This is a genomic window from Thermobacillus xylanilyticus (assembly GCF_907165215.1).
Classification (GTDB): Bacteria; Bacillota; Bacilli; order Paenibacillales; family Paenibacillaceae; genus Thermobacillus; species Thermobacillus xylanilyticus.
Map to the genome: position 1 here is coordinate 1 of NZ_CAJRAY010000043.1, position 19,767 is coordinate 19,767.

At 65.0% G+C, this 19,767-nt stretch carries 17 protein-coding genes and 1 pseudogene; all 18 read right to left on the reverse strand.

Annotated elements, in window-relative coordinates; translation table 11 throughout:
* Positions 1–494: pseudogene (locus tag KJQ12_RS09080) on the reverse strand (glycosyltransferase); the annotation flags it as partial.
* Between the two features lie 14 nt (positions 495–508).
* Positions 509–1,666 (reverse strand): polysaccharide pyruvyl transferase family protein, encoded by a 1,158-nt coding sequence (locus tag KJQ12_RS09085; protein ID WP_213484402.1) that lies wholly within the window; start codon positions 1,664–1,666, stop codon positions 509–511.
* A 26-nt stretch (positions 1,667–1,692) separates the two neighbouring features.
* Positions 1,693–2,715: a glycosyltransferase gene (locus tag KJQ12_RS09090; RefSeq protein WP_213484403.1), complete on the reverse strand. Its 1,023-nt coding sequence runs from the start codon at positions 2,713–2,715 to the stop codon at positions 1,693–1,695.
* A 13-nt stretch (positions 2,716–2,728) separates the two neighbouring features.
* Positions 2,729–3,961 carry a glycosyltransferase gene (locus KJQ12_RS09095; RefSeq protein ID WP_015255961.1) on the reverse strand — a complete coding sequence of 411 codons (1,233 nt, stop codon included), beginning with the start codon at positions 3,959–3,961 and terminating at the stop codon, positions 2,729–2,731.
* The gene (locus tag KJQ12_RS09100) at positions 3,958–5,163 is read right to left on the reverse strand and encodes a nucleotidyltransferase domain-containing protein (protein WP_015255962.1); all 1,206 of its coding nucleotides are present in this window, start codon (positions 5,161–5,163) and stop codon (positions 3,958–3,960) included. The genes KJQ12_RS09095 and KJQ12_RS09100 overlap by 4 nt, the downstream gene beginning before the upstream one ends.
* A 187-nt stretch (positions 5,164–5,350) precedes the next feature.
* Positions 5,351–6,106 carry a glycosyltransferase family 32 protein gene (locus tag KJQ12_RS09105; protein WP_213484404.1) on the reverse strand — a complete coding sequence of 252 codons (756 nt, stop codon included), beginning with the start codon at positions 6,104–6,106 and terminating at the stop codon, positions 5,351–5,353.
* A gap of 85 nt (positions 6,107–6,191) precedes the next feature.
* Positions 6,192–7,388, reverse strand: coding sequence for a glycosyltransferase (locus KJQ12_RS09110; RefSeq protein WP_213484405.1), 1,197 nt, complete (start codon positions 7,386–7,388; stop codon positions 6,192–6,194).
* A 33-nt stretch (positions 7,389–7,421) separates the two neighbouring features.
* Positions 7,422–8,507 carry an EpsG family protein gene (locus tag KJQ12_RS09115; protein ID WP_015255965.1) on the reverse strand — a complete coding sequence of 362 codons (1,086 nt, stop codon included), beginning with the start codon at positions 8,505–8,507 and terminating at the stop codon, positions 7,422–7,424.
* A gap of 18 nt (positions 8,508–8,525) precedes the next feature.
* Positions 8,526–9,446: a glycosyltransferase family 2 protein gene (locus KJQ12_RS09120; protein WP_213484406.1), complete on the reverse strand. Its 921-nt coding sequence runs from the start codon at positions 9,444–9,446 to the stop codon at positions 8,526–8,528.
* Positions 9,443–10,552 carry a glycosyltransferase gene (locus tag KJQ12_RS09125; protein ID WP_244860533.1) on the reverse strand — a complete coding sequence of 370 codons (1,110 nt, stop codon included), beginning with the start codon at positions 10,550–10,552 and terminating at the stop codon, positions 9,443–9,445. Before KJQ12_RS09125 ends, KJQ12_RS09120 begins: the two co-directional genes overlap by 4 nt.
* Complete coding sequence (locus KJQ12_RS09130; protein ID WP_213484408.1) at positions 10,552–11,715, reverse strand: glycosyltransferase family 1 protein; 1,164 nt, start codon at positions 11,713–11,715, stop codon at positions 10,552–10,554. The genes KJQ12_RS09125 and KJQ12_RS09130 overlap by 1 nt, the downstream gene beginning before the upstream one ends.
* Positions 11,673–12,863 carry a glycosyltransferase family 4 protein gene (locus tag KJQ12_RS09135; RefSeq protein ID WP_213484409.1) on the reverse strand — a complete coding sequence of 397 codons (1,191 nt, stop codon included), beginning with the start codon at positions 12,861–12,863 and terminating at the stop codon, positions 11,673–11,675. Before KJQ12_RS09135 ends, KJQ12_RS09130 begins: the two co-directional genes overlap by 43 nt.
* A 6-nt stretch (positions 12,864–12,869) precedes the next feature.
* Positions 12,870–13,757: a UTP--glucose-1-phosphate uridylyltransferase GalU gene (gene galU, locus KJQ12_RS09140; RefSeq protein ID WP_213484410.1), complete on the reverse strand. Its 888-nt coding sequence runs from the start codon at positions 13,755–13,757 to the stop codon at positions 12,870–12,872.
* A gap of 32 nt (positions 13,758–13,789) precedes the next feature.
* A complete protein-coding gene (locus KJQ12_RS09145; RefSeq protein ID WP_213484411.1) occupies positions 13,790–15,769 on the reverse strand; it encodes a polysaccharide biosynthesis protein in 1,980 nt (659 codons plus the stop codon).
* Between the two features lie 381 nt (positions 15,770–16,150).
* Positions 16,151–17,974 (reverse strand): ABC transporter ATP-binding protein, encoded by a 1,824-nt coding sequence (locus KJQ12_RS09150; protein WP_213484412.1) that lies wholly within the window; start codon positions 17,972–17,974, stop codon positions 16,151–16,153.
* Complete coding sequence (locus tag KJQ12_RS09155) at positions 17,971–18,480, reverse strand: lasso peptide biosynthesis B2 protein (protein WP_232427697.1); 510 nt, start codon at positions 18,478–18,480, stop codon at positions 17,971–17,973. Before KJQ12_RS09155 ends, KJQ12_RS09150 begins: the two co-directional genes overlap by 4 nt.
* Positions 18,477–18,773 (reverse strand): lasso peptide biosynthesis PqqD family chaperone, encoded by a 297-nt coding sequence (locus tag KJQ12_RS09160; protein ID WP_015255974.1) that lies wholly within the window; start codon positions 18,771–18,773, stop codon positions 18,477–18,479. Before KJQ12_RS09160 ends, KJQ12_RS09155 begins: the two co-directional genes overlap by 4 nt.
* On the reverse strand, positions 18,770–19,702 hold the full coding sequence (locus KJQ12_RS09165; protein ID WP_213484413.1) for an HPr kinase/phosphorylase: 933 nt from the start codon (positions 19,700–19,702) through the stop codon (positions 18,770–18,772). The genes KJQ12_RS09160 and KJQ12_RS09165 overlap by 4 nt, the downstream gene beginning before the upstream one ends.
* Between the last annotated feature and the right edge of the window lie 65 nt (positions 19,703–19,767).

A 19,767-nucleotide genomic window follows, 5' to 3' on the forward strand; every position in this document is an offset into this window, starting at 1 on the left:
GGGTCCATGCCGAGCCGGTCGTAGTCGATGTGGATCCATCCGATCTTCCGCTCCGCCTGCACCAGATCGACGCAGAAATAGGTCGACGTCTTCTCCAGGAAGCCGACGGCCGCGTCGTATCGGCCGGGGACGGCGGACGCCAGGGCCCGGCGCAGGTAACGCCAGCCGTATTGCTCGCGCACAGACGCCGTGCTCCCGATCCGGCTGCGCGCCGCATACAGGAGGCGGCTGACCGCAAGCCCGGGGTCGCCCGCGCGCAGCGACGACAGCACGGAGCGCAGGACGGGCTGCCGGAACCGCTCGTAGCGACCGGGCCAGGGCAGCACGCGCACTTCCGGCGGCAGCAGGTCCATGAACAATCCGCCGTGATCGAGCAGGAACAGATCGACCTCGTACCGGCCGTAGTCGAGCCGGCCCAGCAAATTGACGAGGGCCTTCTCTCCGCCGCCCGCGGCGAGACTCGGCATGATGAACAGCAGCTTCTTCTTGTTCACGGCAGCCGCGCCCCTCATGCCAGATCGGCCAGATAATCGGCCGACCTGCGCGACATCGCCTGGATGCGCGGGATGACGTCCGCCAGACGGCCGCGAAGCGCCTCTTCTTCCGCGACCGCTTCCTTGAAAGCTTCGATCAGCGCGGCGGCGGGGTTCGCCGCCACGCGGGTGTCGATCACGAGCCGCTCCCGGCCGAACAGATCGCGCGCGATGCCTTTCGACTTCGCGCTGTATCCGAGCACGATCGTCGGCACGCCGCTGGAATAGGCGGCGATCGTCGCGTGCGTCCGGGCGCCGATGAAGAAGCGCATGCGCGCGATATAGCCTTTCACCTGCATGGCGTTCAGATCGCCCGGCAGAAGCAGCACCCGCCGCGACGCCTTGAATTCCTCATACAGCGGCCGCAGCGTGTCGAGGTCGCTGTTGCCGTGCTCGATCACGTGCGGCGTAAGCGCGATCGCCGAATCCGTCGTCTCCAGCACATGACGGATCAACCCGCGCACGGCCTCCAGCGCGGCCGGGTTGCGCCCCGCCACGAGCGGGCTCATGTTGACGCCGATCGTGTCGCCTTCCTTCCAGCCCGGCGGCAGCGGAAGCCGGATGCCCGGAAGCGTGAACGCCGGGTCGGCGACCAGCCGGACATTGTCCAATCCGCAGTTCCGCAGCACGTCGTATGTCAGCGTCTCCCGCGCCAGAATGAGGTCGAACCGCCGCAGATCCTCCAGTTTCCGCTCGGACAGATCCTCCTCGCCGATGGAGCAGCACCAGAGCACGAGTTTGCGGCCCATCTTTTTGACCCGGCGATCGACTTCGTACCAGCCCGGTTGTTCACCGTAGCAATAGTTGTCGCCGCCGATCGACAAGCAGACGTCCGCGTCCTTGATCCGCCGGATGACGTTGCGGTGGATGCGGCCGAGCGCGTACGACTCGTCGCCCAGCCATTTGACCCGGACGGACGATACGATCCATTCCGGCGAATACTTGCGCAGCTTCCGCGCCGAACCGTCAAACACCGCCGCAACGTTCAGCCCGCGGTCCGTCTCCGGACGCTCGGACGCCAGCAGCACCTTCGCGCCGCGAATCCGCGACTGGATAAGGGCGGCCGACGACCGGACGATCGCTTCGCATCCCCGGTTCAGACTTCCGCCGTGCGCGAACATGAGTACATTCATCCCGATCATTCCTCCCGTCCGGCTGGTCATTCTCCGCTCCGCAGCCGGCTGTAGGTAGCGGCGCAGTACAACCCGAGTGCCGAGCGCCGCTTCATGAGCCCCAGCATGAGGCGCTCGTAGCGGCCCGCCGCGCCGCCGAACGCGGCGCGGTACACGTCCAGCGCCCGCCGCACATCGCGATGGCCGATCATCCGGCGCACCTTCCGCAGCCGCTCCGCGGGCGTCAGTCCGACGGCCGGCCGGCAGTAAACGTAGATATACGCCAGCACGCTGCGGATCAGCTTCGCCGAGCGGCGGACCTCGAGCTCGCGCTCATCCATCAGCTCCGCATAGATCGGCGGCAGCTCCGCGCGGTACACTTCCAGCGCCCTGGCGAAGTAGTCCCGGTCGAGCCATCGCCGGGTCGCGCTGCCCTCCGTTTCACGGTAGCGGTAGCCGCAGTATCGGAGATAAACGGCCGATTCCGCCGCGGCGAAAAACAGCATGTTGAACCAGCCGTCCTCGCCGAGCGCCACGCCGCGGGGAAACAAAGCGCCGGAGCGGCGCACGGCGCTCATCCGGTACAGCTTGTTGCAGACCGAGTTGCAGCGGTCCGACTCCACGAAATAGGGCAGCAGCCGGTTCGTGATGCAGGAGCGGTCGAGCGTGACGCCGGCCGGGAACGGATAGGCGGCCGGGCGGCCCGCCTCGCCTTCCGCGAACTCCGCGATCACCGCGTCGCAGCCGTGACGCTCCGCCGCCCCCAGCAGCGTCTCGTAGAATTCCGGCGCGACTTCGTCGTCCGCGTCGACGAAGCCGACATAGCGGCCGGCGGCGGCCTGAAGCCCCGCGTTGCGGGCCGCGCTGACGCCGCGGTTCGGCTGGTCGATCAGCACGATCCGGTCGTCCAGCTCGGCGTGCCGCTCGATGATCCGCCGGCTGCCGTCCGTCGATCCGTCGTTCACGAAAATAAACTCGCACGCTTCCAGCGTCTGCGCGCGCAGCGAGGCGATGCAGCTTTCCAGATGCGCTTCCGCGTTGTACACCGGCACGATGACACTGACTTCCACTTTGCGGCCACCCTCACGCCATCATGTGATACAGTTTCTTGAGCTCGTCCGCGTTGCCGTAGTCGCGCCGACGCGCGCCTTCGGCGACCCGGTCGAGCGCCCCGCGGTCCCGCACCAGCCGCTCGATCGCATCCGCGAGGCCTTCCGGTCCGGACGGGCAGATGTACCCGTCGACGCCGTCCGTCACCTGGCTCGCCGCCGTCGGATAATCCGCGACGAGCACCGGCTTGCCGAGTATCTGCGCCTCGGTGACGACGACCGCCTTGCCTTCGTAGCGCGACGGCTGGACGTACAGGTCGGCCGCTTTCATGTAGGGGTACGGGTTCGCCTTTTTGCCGAGCAGCCGAAAACTGTCCCGAAGCCCCAGCTCCGCCGCCAGTTCCTTCAATTCCGCCTCCATGCTGCCGAATCCGACGATGTACCAGCGGATGTGCGCAAGCCCGCGGTCGTGCAGCAGCCGGAGCGCCCGGGCCGCCAGGTCGAAGCCTTTGGCATACGACAGCCGGCCGACGGAGACGATGCGGAACGGCTTCTCCCCCGCGCCGTCTTCCGGATCGTCCGCCATCTCGGGCGGCACGCCGCCTTCATCGGCCATGGCGCGGACGAATGACGGCGACTGGATGTTCTCGATCTCGACAACCCGGCCCTCCAGCTCCGGATACCGGCTCAGAAACGAGCGGGTGCAGGCGGGGGACACGGAGGCGAGAAAATCGAACGACTGCCACATGTTCAGATCCAGTTCACGGTCGACAGCAAGCACGGAGTAGTCCGTATGGATCCAGGCAATCTTCACGTCGGCGCGGACGTTGCGGGCCGTGTAGTCATGCGGCCATGAGAAGCTGATCGCGGCGTGGTAGCGCTCGCGGCGGCGCGGCTGGATCCGCGCCATATATTTCGAGACAAGCTGCATCTGGATGTAGCCGGCGCCGGCGTCCCGGCGGTTCACGGGATGGCGGAGCGCCTTCAGCCGCGAGCCGTATTTGCAGCCCATCCGGACGATCGCCGAGAGCAGCTGCCCGTCCTTCACGCATTCGACGATGGACTTGCGGTACGCGGCCAGCCCCCTCTCCTCGGGCAGCAGGCGGACGCGGTCCGTCAGCATCGGCAGCAGTTCGCCGGTATGCCGGAAGACGAGCAGGTCGACCTCGTACCGGTCGTAGTCGAAATGCTCCAGCATGTTGACCAGGCTCCGCTCGATCCCGCCGATCTCCATGTCGTACAGGGTGATGAGCACCCGCTTCTTCACGCCGAGTCGCCTCCCGACTGGACGGGCACCCGCATTTTCCGCCACATCCAGATGACCGGCCTGAGCGGGTAATACAGAAAATGCAGCGGCTTCGGAAGCGGCAGCGCTTCCGCGTCCGCATGGTACGGATGCAGGTAGCTGAGCCGGAACAAGAGCCGCTGGCGCATTGTCATCAGATTCAGCAGATGCCGGCTGTGATGGCGCGCCACCTCCGGCGGCAGCGGCGGGCTGTGCAGGTTGATGACGCGGCCGATGTAGAACAGCGCTTCTTCCGCCAGCTCGCGCGCCCGCGGATGGTTCGATGCCTGCCTGGCGCTTTCCGGTATCGGCGTGCCGAGCAGGCCGGCCGCAAGCTGCAAGGCCTGCCCGCCGATGTGCCCGCAATCCAGGCGCCGCATTTCGGCGGCGACCCGGTCCCAGCGCAGCGGCAGCCGCGCAATCCGGTCGATGTCGAGCAGCCAGCGGAGGCGCGACCAGCCGTGGCGGGCGCCGTGCGATGCCAGGAACAGGAACGTGTCCTCCAGCCCGGGCAGGTCGACGGGCCGGCCGCCGATCATCATTGTCCGGCGGCGCGCCCACAGCGCGTCGAAGGATGGTTCCCGCGCGGGCCACGGATGCATCCGCCAGTGGAGCTCGATTTTCGAGCCGGTCTGCGGATGGACGAAGGCGTAGTGATGGTGGCGCCAGCGCCAATCGCCCAGCACGGTGCGGATGTAATCGTCCTTCACGTAGCCCAGCATCTGGAGCAGCCGGTCGGCTTCGCCGATGTCGGAAAGCGGCACGAGCAGGTCGACATCGCCCGACGGCCGGATCGCCAGATCCCCGTACAGATCGAGCGACAGCGCCGGCCCTTTCAGCACGAGCATGCGGATGTCGCGATCGCGGAACAGGCTGACGATGCGGCTCGTCTCGCCGCACAGATGCAGCATGCGGAGCGTGTTGTCGCGGCACTGCGCTTCCAGCCGCTGCAGCACATGCTGCGGCATATCCGCCTGCAACCCTTGCTTGAGCCGCTTGACGACAAGCGGATAGACCCGGTGATGGACGGCAAGCGACGCGAACCGCTCCCAGTCGAACCCGTCGGACGGATCCGGTTCCGGACAGACCGCCGGGGGACGCCGGTCGCGCAGCAGCTCGAGCATCACCTTGAGCTCCTCCGGGAACGATGAGGTGTCCCAACGCGGAAACCGTTTCGAAGGCAACGCCCTCTCCTCCAGATGTTCACTATTTAGACTGGTGTCGTTCTTTATAATGAACATAACTTAACATTAACACCCATGGTCCGATCTGTCAATTCACGGCGGTTGGAACCGTAAGCCCGGTATGCCGCAGCTGCGCAGCCCCGTCGCCCCCCCGCTGACGGAATCACGTTCCGTCAGAAGCGCCGGCTCACACATTCCGGCCGAACAGCTGCCGCAGCCCGCCGATCACCGCCGGCCCCGCCACACGGCCCACGATGCGCTTCGCCCCGGTGCGCAGCCGCACATGCGCGGGCAGCCACGACTGCGAGAAATGGTGAATCGTGTAGCTCTCGGCGGTCAGGAAGCTGCGGCCGTCGATATAATCGTACGGGCTGAAGTAGCTGCGAGGATAGACGGCCACGCCGTCCGGAAGCGTCTGGAAGCTGCCGTCCCGCTTCAGGCCGATCGCTTCGCTGAGCTGCGTCATGGCGGACGTGTTTGTCGTCATGTCGAAACTGCCGTCCGGCTGACGGAACCGCCTGCCCTCGTAATCGCGGAGCAGCGCCGCGATCCACGGATGTCCCGGCTCCGCGCCGAGCGTGCCGGACTGGAGATAGATGCCGTCCTCGAAACCGGTGAACGCGCGGTGCTTGTGCAGAGGTGCAAGCGGCCGGAGCACTTCGACGTCGGTGTCAAGGTAGATGCCGCCATGCTTCAGCAGCGCGTGGAGCCGCACGTAATCGCTGACGAACGCGTATTTTCCCGCTTCGTACGCTTCCCGGACATACGGATGGGCGTCCACATCGAAGTTGTCTTCATTCCATTCGATCCACTCGTAATCGCCGAGATGGCGCCGCCAGCTTCGCATGCATTTCCGCACCAGCCTCGGCTTGTCCCCCCGTCCAAACCAGCAATAATGCAGCACCTTCGGAATCCGGCATCCGTCCGCCGCTTTGCCCTCCACTTGCGCCACTCCTTTCCGTACCCCCGTGCGGCAGCAGCATCATCCGTGAAAAAAAGAGGTCCGCCGCCCCGCAAACTTCTCGCCTTCACGCCTGCAATCCGCCTTCCGAAATGCCGCCCCCGGCCTTTCCGCGTCTCGCCTGCCAGATCGTCTCCAGTTCCCGGACGGTGCTCCGGATGTCGTACCGGGCTGCCCGCTCCGGATCGAGCGCAAGCCCGCCGCCGCCCGCCTTGAGCCGCTCGCAGATCCGCTCCGCCCAGTAAACTTCATTCTGCCCGAGCGGAAGGAAGACGCAAAGCCCGAGGTCCGCTTCGGCAGGAACCATGTCCGAGACGAAACACTTCACGCCGCAAGCCTGTGCCTCGATAAGCGCGATGCCCAGCCCTTCCCGCCTCGACGGGAGCAGCATATAGTCCATCCAGGGCAGAATGTCGGCAACATCGCTGCGGACGCCGAGCAGCGCAACCGACGATTCCAGACCGAGCTTCGCAATCAGCAATTCGACTTCGCCGCGCAGGCTCCCGTGTCCGATCCAGTACAGCCTGACGCCCGGTACGCGTTGTCTCACCTCGTGGAAAACACGGACCAGAAACAACGGATTTTTCACTTCGTCCATCCGCCCGACCGTGACGAAGCGAATCTCACCTTCCCGCATGTCGACTCCGTCCGGCACGCTCTTCGACCTGACCGGCTTGAATAACCCCATGTCAATGCCGTTGTTCACGATCTTCGTGCCGAATCGCCACGGACCGATCCGATGCTGCCCTTCATTCGCCGATTTGGAGCAGCCGATCCGCTCCGTCGCGCACGCCGCGATCAGGAGGCGCATGACCAATGAATAGAGGCGCCTCATCCAGCCGATCCTGCCGGATTCGGCCGTCCTGTGGGCGTGCGAGATCCGGACGGGCACGCGCGCGATGAGCGCGGCGAGACAATTGATGCCGTTGAAATAGTCCATGTGGCTGTGCACGGCGTCGATTCTCCCGTGCCGCCGGATGAGCCGGATCAGCCGCACGAAATGCCTGACCCACCCGGCCAGCCCTTCGCCGATCTCGGCCGTTCGCCAGACTTCCGCTCCCAGTTCCCGCACCCGGCTTTCGTGAAGCTGCTCCCAATCCGTCGTGACGGCCAGCAGCACCTTCGTCTTGCTTCGATCAAGATGCTCCAGCATATTGAGGACAAATGTCCCGATTCCTTCCGCCGAGATACCCGGCACGACGTGCAGGACAACGACCGGCCCGCCGGATACGCCCGCCGCCTCTGCCCGGCCGTCATAGGACATTGACAAGTCACCTCCGGCCTGTCACCGCAGCCGTTACAGATAATCGCTCCGATATTGGAGCCCCAGCGCCACGACGTGCTCATAGTAGAAATACATCAGATGGAGCACCAGAAGCCCGTAATAGGCCAATTTCCGATACCGTTCCGCAAACAGCGGAATGATCCACGAACACAGCACCAGACTGTACAGGCCGAAATAAATGTTGAACCGCGCGAAAATCCAGTTGTTAACCGAAATGACCATGAACAGGAACCCCAGCATCGTCATGTTGACGAAAAGATCGCTCTCGGGCCAGATGCTGCGCAGCTTGTGCCGGCCGAGGAACGCGACGAGCAGAGGAGCACCTGTGACGGCGACCCGTATGATATTCGCGCCGCCTTCGTCGAACTGCCCGTATATCGTGTAATGGCTGCCTTCAATCAGAATGAGCAAGACGCCGAAAAATTGGTCGAATCCGATGGCGGCAAGCACGGCCAGGGCGAGCAGCAGCATCGTCGTTTTCGTCCAAGCCCGCCTCCGCACCAGAAAATAGACGCCCAGCATGATGATCGCCGTGTTGTGAAACGTCGCCGCGAGCAGAACGATCAGAAAATACCGCCGCCAGTCCCCCCGGATGAGCCAGTGCGTGCCGGCAAACAGGATGGCCGCGGCGAGATACTGACGAATGCCGTTCATCGAGACGGTGAACATGCCGGTCGTAATGTACAGGAACAGGCTCACCTCGATCATCCGCGAATACCGGTACAGCCCCGTCACGATGAGCACATTCGTCACGAATGCCGTCACAAAAACCAAAGCCTGCGGGTCGGGGGTCAGCTTCTTCAATACGATCGACAGCACGCTGAAGCCGAAGTCGCCCTCGAAGCTGAATCCCTCGAACGTCGGATTCAGCAGATAGTAATTGAGCATGTAGAACGGTGTATCGCCGATATTGTTGCGCAGCCCGGACACGAGCACGAAACTTGCCGCGGCGGCCGCCACGAGCAGCTTGTTGGGCTTCGGCACGGGCGCGGGGCCGCCCTCCGGCGCAAGCATCCCGGGCTGCCGCGCCAGCGGCGCCATGCGGGCGAGCGCCGCGCAGACGAATACGAACAGCAGATTGAGCCACAGGACAGTCATCGCCATGCGCCTCCCGTCTCAACGACCGGCCGTCACCGGCGCCGACCTGCGGGTGCTCCGGATGTACAGAAACAGGAGCACGCCGGGCGGAATGGCGAGAAGCGTCAGCCCTTTGCGCGGCGAATCGCGCAGCATGCCGCGTCCGCCCGCCATCAGGCAGCTCGACACGTAATGCACCGCTTCGCGGAACCGCTGCTTCCAGGTCGGCGCCACCTCCATCGCCGTCCGCCGGAAGAAGGCGAATCCCCGAGGGTTGCGCCGGTATTGGTGAATCATGTTGAGGCTCGACCCGTCGGGCAAATATTCGACGCGGCAGAGCACCTCGTTCATGAGCAGCAGCGGCCGGATCCGGTCGATCAGCACGTACTTGTAACTGAGCGGGCAGTATTTTTCACCGGGAAAAACGGGATACGGCGGAACGGCCTTCACCAGATCGGTCCGGTACACCAGTTTCTTGTCCCCCCGCACCCGATGGACCGCATGCAGGCCGAACAGCGTACAGGCGGTCATGCCTTCCGGCAGCCGGTCGCCGATGATGTTCCCGTCCCGGTCCGCGTCAAGCCCAACGATGCCGGCATAATCATCGCTTCCGTATTTGCGCCAGAACGCGACGATTTTCTCCACCGCGTCTTCCGGCATGTCGTCGTCCGAATCGATACAGACGTTCAGTTCCGTGTCGATCAGCTCATAGGCCGCGTTGTGCGCGCCGTGCATCCCCTGGTTCTCCTGGTAATGGTAGCGGATCGCGATCTCGCCCTCCGCCATCCAGCCGCGCACCAGTTCGGCCGTGCTGTCCGTCGATCCGTCGTCGATGACCAGCCAGACGAAGTCCTTCGACGTCTGCCGCTTCAGGCTCTCGTAGCACCGGGGCAGGACATACGCCCGGTTGAAGGTCGGCGTGAACACCGTCAGCGTCGGCTTCCCCGTATCACGGTTCATTGGACGAGCACCCCCGTCTCCTGCCGGGAAGGCTCCACGGCCGCCATCAGGCTGTTCAGCACGAGCCGGTCGGGCCGCACATGGCGCCGGTAATAGTTGTAGTTGTTCTGCATGAGATGCATCCGGAGCCGCTCGTCCCGGATCAGTCTGGCGACGGCCTCGACGCATTCCTCCGGCGTGCGGAACGACAGGTAGTTGCGGTTCTCGCCGAAGACGCCCGGCACTTCGTAATGCAGCGTCTCCGTCACGATCGCCTTGGAGGCGGCCACGTATTCGGCGAACTTCCAGCCGATCGACTGATGCAGTCCCATCGTGGCGATGCAGATCGACGACCGCTTCATCCGCTTCAGGTAGGCGCGCCGGCTGACCTCCCGCCGGTCGGCGATCACGAGATCGGGATAATGTTCGGCAGCGAACGGGGTCGGCGCGACGCCGCCATGGAACAGGCTGCCGAACGCCTCCCGGCACAGGCGGATCGTGCGCGCGCGCTGCTCGTTGATGTAATGCCGCTCCTCCCGCTTCGTCTCCGGGAGATGCATGTCGGGGGAATCCCCCCGCACATCCCACATCCGCGCCATGAACAAAACACGAGGCGGTTCCTCCGGCCGCGGCTCGTCCTCGAACTTCTCGACGGTATACCAGCCGTAGTAATGCACGGTCAGCGGCAGCATCCGGATCAGCTTCTTCATCTTCTCGATCGGATGATCGAGCGGCATCGGCCAATGCGCGACGCTGCCCGGAATCGTCACCATGTAGTTCAGTCCCAGCGGGCAGATCTTTTCACCGTGCGTGAGCCGGGCGTTGCGCACCGCGCTGAAACTGCGCTTGAAGCAGATATCGTAGCGCCGGAGCAGCGGTCCGTACAGCCGCTCGGGCTCCTCGACCAGGTTGTCGTAGCCGTCGTTCAGGTCATAGAGCAGCCGGATTTCACGGTTCAGCGTGACTTCCAGCATGTTGACGGGAATCGGCTCCGCGCACGCCCCTTTCGCCTGCCGCTCGATCACAAGCTCGATGACGCCGTGCCGCGCCAACAGTTCGAACCCGGCAATGATCTGATAGAGATGCTGTGATACTGAGCCAAGCCGCATCCGGCAATGCAACTTCATCATACGATCCTCCTCGTCTCCGTCGGACCGGACGTCTGGCGGAGGAAGGCTTGTCCGTAATAATCGGCCAGTTCAGCCGCCACAGCGCCGATATCGTAGCCGCGCCTGCGCACCTGCTCCGCCGCCTCCCTGCGCACGTGAACCGCATCCGCTATGGCCGCCGCTTCCTTGATCGCGCGAATCCAGCGATCCGCCGGAGCTTCCAGCGGAATGCGCGTCACCAGCCCGATCTTGAGGTCGGCCTCTTCCGTCACCCGATCCGAGACGACGCACGGAAGTCCCGCGCTCTGCGCCTCGATCAGCGCCACCGGCAAACCTTCGTGGAGCGACGGGAACACCATGACGTCCATGGCCGCAAGCAGCCGTGCGATGTCGCCGCGCACGCCGAGAAGACGAACACGGCTTTCAAGCGACGCCGCTTCGATTCGGCGGACGATATCCTTCTTGAGCGGTCCGTCCCCCATGAGCAGCAGCACCGCATCCGGACGCTCCTCCGTCAGCCCGGCGAACAGATCGATCAGGAACGCATGATTTTTCGCCGGGTGAAATCGCCCGACATGGCAGACGGCGAGCTGTCCGGGAAGAAGGCCCAGTTCGGCCCGCACCGCGCGCCGGACATCCGGATCGAAGGCAAGTGCGCCGCAATCGACGGCGTTGCGGATAAGTTTCGCCTCTCCGGCGCGATGCGCGAACAGCGAGACGGCCGCCGCTTCCGAGCAGGCAAACCGGTCGGTGGCGTTCGGGTCGATCAGCCTTCCCGACGCCCATTTGTACAGCCGCGCCAGCGCGCCGCCTTCCACCTTCGTGCTGTGGCTGTGCGCGATCCGTACGGGAACGCCTGCGCGGCGGGCGGCCCTCAGCACCCAGCCGCTCATTCGGTCCATGTGCGCATGCACGATGCCGTACCGCCGCCCGTCCCCGGCAAAAAATTGATCCAGCGCCCGCACATAGCCGACGGGGCCGGCGTCGGTAATCCAGGGAATGCGGTGGATCTTTCCGCCGAGGGAACGAATCTCATCGTCGAACACGCCTTCGCGGCAGGTCAAAAAGTCGAACTGCACCCGCGTCCGATCGATGCGCCGGTACAGATTCATGATCAGCGTCTCCGCGCCGCCGCGGTTCATGTTGACGACGGCGTGAAGGACTCTTGTCTCTGCGCCCATGTACCAATCTCCATTTCACCCAGAATTGAAGCATAAATGGCACGCATCTCCGCCATTACCGTGTCCAGCCCGTACGCAGAGGACACGATCCCCCGGCCGGCGCCGCCGAACGCCGCGCGGTCGCGGGGATTCAGGAGCAGCCAACGGATGCGGTCGGCCATCTGCCGGGTATCTCCCGGCGGCACGAGCCAGCCGCTGCGGCCGTCGTTCACCAGTTCCCGGTGCCCCCGGTTCGAGGTCGCAACGACCGGCAGCCCGCAGGCCATGGCCTCCAGCACGTTCACCGGCAGCCCTTCCCGGTAGCTTGACGCAACGGCGATATCCAGCGACGGCAGCCAGTCGGCGATGTCCGGCCTGAAGCCCAGGAAATGGGTCCGGTCCCCGACGCCGAGCCGCACGGCGAGCGCCTCGCAGGCCGGGCGCAGCGGGCCGTCGCCCGCCAGGAGCAGCCTCGCCCGGGGAAATTCGTCTTTCAGAAGCGCAAGCGCTTCGATCAGCATCCGCTGATTTTTGTTCTTGTTGAATTCCGCCGCATAGAAGAGCAGCTGGTCGTCCATGCCGCAGCCGAGCCGCCGGCGCATGCCGCGGCGCGTCTCGGCATCGGCCGGCGCGAACCGCTCCAGATCGACGCCGACGCCGTGCACGCGGACGATGCGGCCGGCCGGGAAACGTCTGTCCGCCGCCAGCCGAAAGTCTTCCTCGTTGATCGTGATCAGGCAGTCGGTCAGCCGGGCCAGCATACGCTCCAGCGGGTAATAGAGCATCCAGCTCAGCTTCGAGCCCCCCGCCTGGAAGTGAAACCCGTGCGCCGTATAGAGCACCCGTGTGCCGCCGCGCCGCGCCCTGCGCGCCGCCAGCCGGGTCAGGGCGCTGGCCGTCGGCGTATGGCAATGGATGAGCCGGTAGCCGCCTTCATCGATGATCCTCCGGACCTCCCGGTAGGCTCTGACGTTCGTCAGCCTCGCCGGCGATCGGCTGAACGGCACGTCAAACCGGCGGTCCGCCCAGGGCAGGTCCAGCGGACCGGCCGCGGCCGCGTGCACTTCCCAGCCCCGGGACTTGAACCATCGCATGACGGGCTGGTGGAACCGCTCAAGGTGCTGCGCGACGGTCGCGCAGAACAGGATTCGGCCTGCGGGCTGACCCATCGATCATCACCGCGCCTGGGGATGCAGCTGTTCCTGCAGCAGCTGCGTCAGATAGTCGAGCAGACTCTCGCGAAGATCTTCGCGCTGCAGCGCGAACTCGACCGTGGTGCGGATGAACCCCATTTTCTCGCCGACGTCGTAGCGGGTGCCTTCGAACTCGAACGCGTACACCGCTTCCGTCTCGTTCAACTTCGCGATCGCGTCGGTCAGCTGGATCTCGCCGCCGGCGCCGGGCTCCAGGCTGCCCAGAATGTCGAAGATCGTCGGGCTCAGAATATACCGCCCCATGATGGCAAGATTCGACGGCGCGGACCCCTGGGACGGCTTCTCCACCAGCCCGGCCACGCTGTAGAAGCCGTGGTCGATCGGCTTGCCGTCCACGATGCCGTAGCGGTGTACCTCGTTGTCCGCCACGGGCTTCACGCCGATGACCGACGAACGGTACCGGTCATGCTGATCCATCAGCTGGCGCAGCGCCGGGCGTTCGGCGCGCACGATGTCGTCCCCGAGCAGCACGGCGAACGGCTCGTTGCCGATGAATTTGCGGGCGCACCAGACGGCGTGGCCGAGTCCGCGGGGCTCCTTCTGCCGGATGTAGTGGATGTCCGCCATCTGTGAAGGCTTCTGTACCTCGCTGAGCAGGTCGAGCTTGCCCTTCTCCAGCAGGTTGTACTCCAGCTCGAAGGAGTTGTCGAAATGGTCCTCGATCGCCCGCTTGCCCTTCCCCGTCACAATAATGATGTCCTCGATGCCCGACGCCACCGCTTCCTCGACGATGTACTGGATGGTCGGCTTGTCGACGATGGGCAGCATCTCCTTCGGCATCGCTTTCGTCGCGGGCAGAAAACGCGTGCCGAGTCCTGCAGCCGGAATGATCGCTTTCTTGACGCTCATGTTCGCATCCCTCCCATGTTCTGGCCAGCCCGTTATCTGACGGCGGAAGCCGCCGGCGCAAGCGGCGCCGCGGAACGGCCGTCCGAAGGCGCGGCTTCCGGCTGCGCGGTACCGGCGCCAGACGCGAAGAAATCGCCCGGCGCAGCCGCCGCCCCCGCCGCGGCAGCCTCCTCGTTCGACTCTCTGACGGCCGCCTGCGCGGCCGCCGCCAAAGCCGGCTCCGTTCGTCCGTTCGCCAGCGCCAGCAGCCAGGCGCGCAGCGTCTCCCGGTCCGCCTCCGCAAAATGTTCCGCCAAATCCTCGATCTCCCGGATCGGAATGCGCTGCGATTTGCCGACGTGGATTTTCGGATACACCTGATGTTCCTGCACTTCTTCCGGATTCATCAGTTCTTCGAACAGTTTCTCGCCGGGACGGATGCCGGTGAAGCGAATGCCGATATCCTCGACCGAATACCCGGACATACGGATCAGATTGCGCGCCAAATCGACAATTTTGACCGGCTCGCCCATGTCGAGGACGAAGATCTCGCCGCCCTTCGCGAGCGCGCCGGCCTGGATGACAAGCCTCGACGCCTCTGGAATCGTCATGAAATAGCGCACCATGTCCGGATGGGTCACCGTCACGGGACCGCCGGCTTCGATCTGCTTGCGGAACCGCGGAATGACGCTGCCCCGGCTGCCCAGCACGTTTCCGAACCGGACGGCGACGAATTTGGTCCGGCTGATGCCGTCCATGTACTGGATATACATTTCCGCCAGACGTTTCGAGGCGCCCATGACGCTGGTCGGATTGACCGCTTTGTCCGTCGAAATCATGACGAAAATATGTACACCGTGCCAGCTCGCCGCCCGGGCCGTGTTCATCGTGCCGATCAGGTTGTTCTTCACCGCTTCTTCCGGGTTCCGCTCCATGAGCGGCACATGTTTGTGCGCAGCGGCATGGTAGACGACATCCGGCCGGTGAATTTGCATGACGTCCATCATTTTCTGCACGTCCTGGATGTCGGCGATCTCCGTTACCATTTCTATTCCGGCATCCCCGTACATATCCCTGAGTTCCATCTCGATGGAGTAGATGCTGTTCTCGCCGTGTCCGAGCAGAACGAGCTTCTTCGGTCCGAATTTCGCCACCTGACGGCAAATTTCCGATCCGATCGAGCCGCCCGCGCCCGTGACGAGGATGGTGCGGCCCGTCACATAGCCCGAGATGCTGTCGATGTCGAGTTCGACCGGTTCCCGTCCGAGCAGGTCTTCCACTTCGACATCCCGAAGTTCGCTGACCGATACGCGCCCCGTCGCCAGATCTTCAAGTTTCGGCATGATCTGCGTCTTCGCTTCCGTCTTGGCGCACTCCTCGAAGATGCGCCGCAGCGCCTTCTTCCCGAGCGACGGGATGGCGATCACGATGTTCTCGATCCGCTTCTCCCGTGCGATCCGCTCAATCCGGTCGATGCCGCCGAGCACCGGGAGACCGAGGATGTCCAGCTTGTGCTTCGCCGGATCGTCGTCGACGAACGCGACCGGCCTCAGTTCCGACCCCGGCTGGAGCAGCTGGCGCGCCACCATCGTGCCCGCCGCGCCCGCGCCGACGATCAGTGTCCGCTTCCGGCCGTCGCCGCCGGGCATGCGCGCGCTCCGGTACAGCCGCCAGCACAGCCGCGATCCGCCGATGAACAGCATGTGCAGCATCCAGGTGACGGCCAGCAGGCGGAAGTAGATGTCTTTGACGAGCAGCTGCTGGATGATGGCAGCCGTCGCGATGGACAGCGTGACCGCCTTCGCGATGGCGATCAGCTCCCCGATGCTCGCGTATTCCCATGCTTTTTTGTAGAGCTTGTAGAAGTATGCGTACAGATGGTGCGAGAAGAGCAGGGCGAGCGAACTGACGATCAGCGGAAACGTCAGCACGTTGATCGACGCCTCGAGCAGAATGCGGCCTGCAAAAATGGCGGTGATGACGATCAAGGAATCGAGCGAGAGCAGAATGGACAACCGTCTGCGATAAGACATGTTCTTCCTCCTTACCCGTGCGGGCTTGCCTGCTTTAACGGTCCGGTTTCCTCGCCCTGGCGCGCATGGTGCGCGTCATCCGTCTCCCCGGCGTCATTCCGTTTCCCCGTCCGGCGGAAACCGCAGCTTTAAAGCAAGCAAGCGTCGAGACCGGCGACCGCGGGAGCCTTGCACGGCGCGTTCTCCCGCGATCCCGGCGACTGCGGATTCGTTGATCGTTCGCTCGAAGGCGACAAACTGTGCAAAATGTGTTCGTTATATAGAACACAAGGCGCAGGCCGTTTGTTCTATATAATGAACTCGTCCTCATTCTATATTCTCTATACAGAACATGTCAAGCGCTTTTTGTTCGCTCGGGTTCGCCGCGAACGGCGCCGTCCGTTACACGCCCGTCGCCTGCTGCCGGAGAAGCCGGTCGAACAGACCGCTCCGGTCGGCCGCCAGCGCGGCATACCTTCCGCACTGGACGATGCGGCCCTGCTCCATGACGACGACCTGGTCGGCGCCCCGGATCGTGGAGAGCCGGTGCGCGATCACGATGATCGTCATGCTGCCCCTGAGCCTCTCCAGTGAATGCAGGATGGCGGCTTCGCTCTCCGAATCGAGCGCGCTGGTCGCCTCGTCGAGGATGAGGATGCCGGGCTTGCGCAGGATGGCCCGCGCGAGCACGATGCGCTGCCGTTCGCCGCCGGAGAGCCGGATGCCCCGGTCGCCGATCGGCGTGTGGATGCCCTGCGGCAGCCGGCTGACGAACGATTCGGCCGCCGCGAACCGGAGCGCCTCATGCACCTCTTCTTCCGTCGCGTCGGGCCGCGCCATCCGCAGATTGTCCAGAATCGTCCCGCCGAAGAGGAACGGGTCCTGCGGCACATAGCCGACACTGCGCCTGAGCGCCGCCAGCCGCTCGTCCGTCAGCGGTACGTCGTCGATCCGGATCTCGCCTTCCTGCGGCCGGATGAGTCCCATGACCGCATCGACGAGCGTGCTTTTCCCTGCGCCGGAATGCCCGACGATCGCGGTCGTCGCACGGGCCGGAATGAACAGGTCGATGCCGTCGAGCGCCTTTCGGCCGCCGGCCCCTTCATAGCTGAACGCGACGCCGCTCAGCCGTATGCCGTACTCCAGTCGGAGCTGCCCGCTCTTCGCATCGGCTTCCGCGTCCGCCAGCGCCGCATCCCCGCGCGAAGCGGTCTCGCGCTCCCGCTTGCACTCCGCAAGCAACGCCTGGACGGATGCGAACGCCGGAGCGGCGGAGGCGAGCTGCTGCGCCTGCGTCTGCAGCGTCGTGATCCGCGGCCACAGCCGGGCGAAGATGAGCACGATCAGCAGCAGGATGTGCGGCGGCGTGTGCAGCATGCGGACGGCGGCATAGGCGAACGCCGCGACGAGCACGGCCGATGCGATCCGGTAGCCCGCGTCCGTCGCGGACCGCAGCCGGATGTAGGCGAGCTGTTCCTGGAGCAGCCGTTCCGTGATGCCGCGAATCCACTTGCGGCCCCCGTCCGCCATGTCGTTGCTCTTGATGTCCTTCATGCCCTGCAGCCGGTCATGGACGCCGGCCAGATAGTCCTGCGCCAGTTCCGACGTCAGGCTGCCGAGCGCCCTGGCCTTGCCGATCAGCCGGCGGGAGATGAGCAGCACGGCCGCGCCGCACGCGAGCACGAGCGCCGTCAGCGCCCACGACATCGCAAGCGCGATGCCGATCTGCAGGACGGTGTAGATCAGGGCGGACGCGGCCTGCAGCACCAGCCCCATGCCATACAGCATGCGCGCGGTCTCCGTCGTCATCGCGTTCATCAGGTCGGTCCGCCGCTTGCGCAGGTAGAGACTCCACCGCGCATCCTGCAGCGCGTCGAACAGCTCGATCCGCAGGTTCCGTCCGAACCGGTTCACGATCCGCGTGCTCTGGATGGCGACATGCCGCTGCAGCGCGCTCTGCAGCACCACGGCCAGCACGAACAGGCCCAGCAGAACGGGCAGCAGGCTGTCCGCAGGCAGCGTCTTGAGCCTGCCCAGGAGCGGCGCAAGGAACGGCACCGAATCGTGCGCCCCGTCCAGGAAGCCGCTGGCGCCGAGCAGCGGAACGATCAGCAGGATGCCGGCGCCTTCGAACAGGCCCGCCAGCGCCATGCCGGCGATCACCGGGGCGAGCGGCGCGCCGGCGTATCGGCGCAGCAGCTTTACCGCATGCAGCATCGCCTTCATGACCCGTCCAGGCTCCGCCCGAAGGCGGCATACATGCCGACGACGGTGAACCTGTTCCTCTCTTCCGCACCGGTAATAAAACGGCTGCCGCTTCGCAGCCAGGCATGGGCGGCCAGCCGGCCGGCTTCGTCCCGGCCGGTCCCGAGATAAAGCGTGTACTCGATGCCGCGCCGCTTCAACATCCGTATGACCGCCAGCGCGCGGACCAGACATTTGCATTCCCACCACGCGATACGGCTGGCGATCCGGACAGCGTCGGCGATGCGGTCGATCTGCTGTGCAAGCTCGCGCGGATGTTCCCGCCACTCGGTCTCGCTGCGGGGAATGCCGATCATCGGCGCAATCCGGCGGAACGGGAAGAGCAGCAGCAGCCGAGACCACGCAAGAGACAGCCAGGCCTCCGCAAGCAGCGCCGCCGTGTCCGGCCGGTCCAGCAGCAGCCGGACGGCGCGCGAAGCCCTGGCGGACGCCCGCGAGAGGCCGGGCATGGCCGGCGACCGCCTCACCGGCGGGTCACCTCGATCATTTTCTCGCGCTGAAGCGAGGCGAGAAATTTCAGCACATCGCGTTCGCACGTCTCCCGGTCGATGTCGTACTCCGCCGTCAAGGCGGAGACCAGATCCGGGATGGCAATGGGACTTGCGATCAGTTCCCAGATGCGGCCGCCTTGCTTGCCGAGATTGTAATACTTGCCGTTCTCCACGCTGAGCATCACTTTCTCCCCGTTCATGTCGCTGACGATCGCGCCCGGCTTCTGGACGACGATGCAGTCGGCCGCGATCAATTCCTGCTGGATCATCGGCTCACCTCCCCATCGGCATGCGTCTCTATGAGACGCGCGGATTCCCGCGCCGCGAACACCTTCGCCGGCCGCATCAGCCGATACATGCCGGTCTTCTCCGCCAGCTTCACCGCCGTCTCGAAATGCCAGGCGGCAAGCCCGGACGGCACGATCAGCGACCGCCGGAACGTGTGGCGATACAAGGTATAGCACCGCTCCAGCTTGGCAATCGGCTGAAGCTCCGGCGTCTGCCCGTCGGAATGGACGAGCTCATAGATATGTACAAGCGGCACCGGTTCCGGCCAGAACGCGCCGTCCGCCGGGACCGCGTATTTCGTCTCCCTCTCGAAGAGCGGCCTCAGCCCGCTGCCGGCAATCTGGAGCCGGTCGAGGCTGTCCTGCCAGAGCTTCTGCTGCGGGTAGGCCGGCATGACCAGCGGCGTGCCGCGCTCATCGAAGACGATGGCGGCGACGTCGTCCGTCACCAGACGGAATCCGCGTTCCAGCAGCGCCGCGGACAGCGTCGACTTGCCCGCGCCCGATTCGCCGACGATGGCGTATGCGCGCCCGTCGCGCGCCACGACGCTGCCGTGAAGCGGCAGGATGCGCCGCTGCAGCAGGAGCGCGCCCATGCACGTGCCGAGCACGTACAGGCGGATCCGGTCCTCGTCTGCTCCGCTGTAAGCATGCACTTCGATCCGGTTGCCGTTCGTGATCCGGAAAGCGGCCGTCTGCGGAACCCGGAACGAGACGATGCCTTCCGCCGCATACAGTCTGCCGCCGCCTCCGCCTTCCGCCCATTCCGGCTCCGCCTCGCCGCAGCGGACGACGGTCAGATCGGCGTCGCCGTCAGGCCGGGTGCCGTCTCCGAGTTCGGGCAGCGGGATGTCGCTGTCAATCCGGAGCCCGAAGGCCCGGTACCGATAGCCGGTATTCGTCCTGGTCACGCTTCACACTCCATCCGGGGCCGGGAACGGGCCTTATAAGCGGCACGCTTATAAGGCCGCATCCC

What these genes read in the sequence shown, in the direction of transcription:
- KJQ12_RS09085 (WP_213484402.1), bottom strand. Translation starts at nt 1,666, where the DNA reads ATGAATGTACTCATGTTCGCGCACGGCGGAAGTCTGAACCGGGGATGC.
- KJQ12_RS09110 (WP_213484405.1), bottom strand. Translation starts at nt 7,388, where the DNA reads ATGTCCTATGACGGCCGGGCAGAGGCGGCGGGCGTATCCGGCGGGCCG.
- KJQ12_RS09115 (WP_015255965.1), bottom strand. Translation starts at nt 8,507, where the DNA reads ATGACTGTCCTGTGGCTCAATCTGCTGTTCGTATTCGTCTGCGCGGCG.
- KJQ12_RS09120 (WP_213484406.1), bottom strand. Translation starts at nt 9,446, where the DNA reads ATGAACCGTGATACGGGGAAGCCGACGCTGACGGTGTTCACGCCGACC.
- KJQ12_RS09125 (WP_244860533.1), bottom strand. Translation starts at nt 10,552, where the DNA reads ATGAAGTTGCATTGCCGGATGCGGCTTGGCTCAGTATCACAGCATCTC.
- KJQ12_RS09130 (WP_213484408.1), bottom strand. Translation starts at nt 11,715, where the DNA reads ATGGGCGCAGAGACAAGAGTCCTTCACGCCGTCGTCAACATGAACCGC.
- KJQ12_RS09135 (WP_213484409.1), bottom strand. Translation starts at nt 12,863, where the DNA reads ATGGGTCAGCCCGCAGGCCGAATCCTGTTCTGCGCGACCGTCGCGCAG.
- galU (WP_213484410.1), bottom strand. Translation starts at nt 13,757, where the DNA reads ATGAGCGTCAAGAAAGCGATCATTCCGGCTGCAGGACTCGGCACGCGT.
- KJQ12_RS09145 (WP_213484411.1), bottom strand. Translation starts at nt 15,769, where the DNA reads ATGTCTTATCGCAGACGGTTGTCCATTCTGCTCTCGCTCGATTCCTTG.
- KJQ12_RS09150 (WP_213484412.1), bottom strand. Translation starts at nt 17,974, where the DNA reads ATGAAGGCGATGCTGCATGCGGTAAAGCTGCTGCGCCGATACGCCGGC.
- KJQ12_RS09160 (WP_015255974.1), bottom strand. Translation starts at nt 18,773, where the DNA reads ATGATCCAGCAGGAATTGATCGCGGCCGACTGCATCGTCGTCCAGAAG.